Source organism: Caldisericota bacterium (assembly GCA_034717215.1).
GTDB lineage: Bacteria > Caldisericota > Caldisericia > Caldisericales > Caldisericaceae > UBA646.
The window spans coordinates 1-3005 of the sequence record JAYELD010000011.1; the positions used below are offsets into that span (position 1 = coordinate 1).

Here is a 3005-nt window from a genome sequence, read left to right on the forward strand (position 1 = left end):
CCTCTACGATTATTATCCCCGTTTTATTGATTTTTATTTTTCGCCAGAGCTCACTTTTTCCTTTAATGAAGTTATACCTCGGGATGCTAACTTTTTCTCCTTTTAAAAGAGCTGCAAGTTGTTCTTGAAGAAGTTTATGATTAATTGCATCAAAAGAATCGTAATTTAACTCTCCTTCTTCGTTTTTTGGTGTTTTGTCCCTATCTATGAAGTAATTATCTGTTGAGAGAATGATGGGATTTAGCCCGTTTACCTTCAATTGTATTTCTAATCTTTTTGCGAATGTTGTTTTTCCCGAAGAGCTTGGTCCCGCAATAAGAATAAGTCTTTTGCCGTCTTTAACCATATCAGCTATGTTGGATATTTTTTTCTCATGCAGTGCTTCCTGTACTTTTATCAGTTCAGAAACTTGTCTTTTTACTATTTTTTCATTTAAATCCCCCGCGTATCTTATTCCGAGAGTTTCTACCCACTTTTTAGATTCCTGAAAAGTTTCAAATATTTTTTTGCTTTCGTTTACATGGCATATTTTTTTGCTATTTTTTCTATCCGGGAGCAAAAGGAGGAATCCCGGTGAATATGGGACAATATCAAATATTTTTATCATACCTGTTCTTGGAAGCAATGGTCCTGCAAAATATACAGAGTGTCCGTCAATAGAGTATATAGGAATTGTATCTTTCGCAACATATTTAAGCAATCTAAGGTCATCTGTTCTTTTATCTATATCTAACCTTCTCATTGCTTCTTCTTTGGTTAGTTCGTATTTGACAATTTTTTCGTTTTTTTTGATGAGCTTTTTGAGTTCTTCTTTTATTCTGAGAACAATATCTCCATTATGATTTCCTTCTACCTCTCCATAAAGTGCATCTCCATATGAGTGTTTTATTGATACGTTTAATGATGGATCTATTTTTTTTGCACAATACGAAATTAAAAATGCTAATGTTCTTTCATATGTTCTTCTTCCTTCTCCCTTCTCAACTGAAAGAAACTCTGTTATACAAGATGGAGTTTCTATTTCATCAAGGAAACCCATCCTCTGGTTATTCACAATCGCACAGGTATATGGATAATCAACCTTTCCTACAATATCTAATATTTTTTTTCTCATATTCTTCCTTTTTTACACTTTACTTGCGCACATATTATAATCTATCGTGGCAAAATTCAAAATGATATACCATAATATTTAATTGCTATTTCGGGCGTGCTATTACAAGCTGTACTAACGAGGATGTTTCAAATGGTGTTTCATCATAAGTGCCAAATTTAGATTCAATCTCAAATCCGTTGTAATGCAAAAGCGCATCAAGCTCTTGTGGGAAGAAAATCCTCATATTAAGCTCTTCTACCCACTCCTCTTTTTCAGTATGAAAATACCACTTAATTCTGTTTACCTGGGTGGCACTGTCATAAATATTGTTTTCTGTTACGGTAACGATGCCTCTGCTATCAGGGTCAGGATATTCGGTGACAGGATAACGCTTTGAAGGGTCTCTCAACAGGATATCAAGGCGAGGATTGAAAATATCAATGATAAATCTGCCGTTGTCTTTCAAATGTTTTTTCACGTTGGAAAAACAAGATTCTATGCCCTCTAGACTGTGAATATGCGCTATTGAATTGAACGGCAAAAGAATAAGCGCAAACTTTTTATTTAACTTAAAATTACGGCAATCTTCTCTAACCCACTCGATATGAATATCTTTTGATGCTGCTTTCTTTTTAGCGAAGGCAAGCATTGGGTCTGATATATCCAGGCCGGTAATCTGTATTCCCTGTTCTGCTACGGGGATGGTGATACGGCCTGTTCCGCATGCCAGTTCAAGAACCGGCTCGCCGTATTTTTTAATTTGTTTTAAATAAAACGGAATATCTTCTGTAAAATTCCTGTTTTCCAAATCATAATGCCGTCCGTCATTATAAAGATCTTCGCAATCTATAGGTTCCATATCTTTCCTCCTTTTTTCTTTGCATTACAAATTCTTTTGCTGTGTCGTTATGTTTTAGAGCAAATGTTCCAGTAGTATCTTCATTCCGATGCCGACTAATATAAGCCCTCCTGCGATTTCAACTTTTTTCCCAAATAAATTTCCCAATCTATCCCCTATAAAAACGCCGTTAAATGATAAAATAAATGTTGTTATTCCAATTATTATTATAGGGATTACGATGGAAACGTTTAGCAGTGCGAAACTTACCCCAATGACCAATGCATCAATACTTGTAGCAACGGATAAACCCAGCAGGACATAAATATTTAAAGGATTTATTATCTTCCTTCCTTGCTCTTCTTTCATTGCTTCGTAAATCATTTTGCATCCTATAAGGCTCAGGAGTATAAAAGCTATCCAGTGGTCTACTCCTGATATCAAATATTTTAATCTGATACCTAAAAGCCATCCGACCAAAGGCATAAAGGCCTGAAAAAATCCAAAGAACAATGCAATCTTCAGGGAATTGTTTACCTTCAAGTTTTTTATTGCTATTCCGCTGGAAATCGAAGCCGCAAACGCATCCATTGCCAATCCGATTGCTATAGCCACTATGGTGATTATATTCATCAAATCTCCTTTAATAATTATCTTTTTAGTATAAAAGATTGCCATTTATTATATTCAATTATGCGGTATTCGCAAAGGCAAAAGAAACCTTTTAAAAGGCGATCCCGAGTGAAAATCAAAACATTAACACAAAACCTTCAAAATAATTTGGAAATCTTTTGTAAGGGGGTAAAATATAAAAAGGGGGAAAATGAAGAACAATCTTAAGAAAATAAACAAATTATTTGCAGTGTCTGCAGTAATCTTAGTATTTATTTTTATTTTCTTTGTTAAGGGCACTGGTCCTGAAGAAAATAACATCGGCCCTGCAGAAAATTCTGCAATCAGCTTCTGGTTCTTGCCGGAGCAAAGCAGTGAAGTAAAAGGGGAGATTGAGGCCCTCATAGATTCAGCAGAGAAGAGCATCTATATTGCAGTATATGACATTAACGACAAAGA

General features: G+C 35.1%; 4 protein-coding genes. 1 reads left to right on the forward strand and 3 read right to left on the reverse strand.

The genetic code is table 11. The features are described from left to right. The 3 genes from U9Q18_00435 to U9Q18_00445 all read right to left on the reverse strand — a co-directional run. Positions 1 to 1114, reverse strand: a 1114-nt coding sequence (locus tag U9Q18_00435) for a nucleoside kinase (GenBank protein MEA3312826.1), incomplete at its 3' end; no start/stop codon positions are given. Positions 1115 to 1199: 85 nt separating this feature from the next. Next, positions 1200 to 1955, reverse strand: coding sequence for a class I SAM-dependent methyltransferase (locus tag U9Q18_00440; protein MEA3312827.1), 756 nt, complete (start codon positions 1953 to 1955; stop codon positions 1200 to 1202). 54 nt (positions 1956 to 2009) lie between these two features. Further along, positions 2010 to 2567, reverse strand: a complete 558-nt coding sequence (locus tag U9Q18_00445; GenBank protein ID MEA3312828.1) for a manganese efflux pump MntP family protein — start codon at positions 2565 to 2567, stop codon at positions 2010 to 2012. 190 nt (positions 2568 to 2757) lie between these two features. Between U9Q18_00445 and U9Q18_00450 the strand changes: the two genes are divergently transcribed. Next, positions 2758 to 3005: hypothetical protein (locus U9Q18_00450; protein ID MEA3312829.1), on the forward strand; the 248-nt coding region annotated here is incomplete at its 3' end.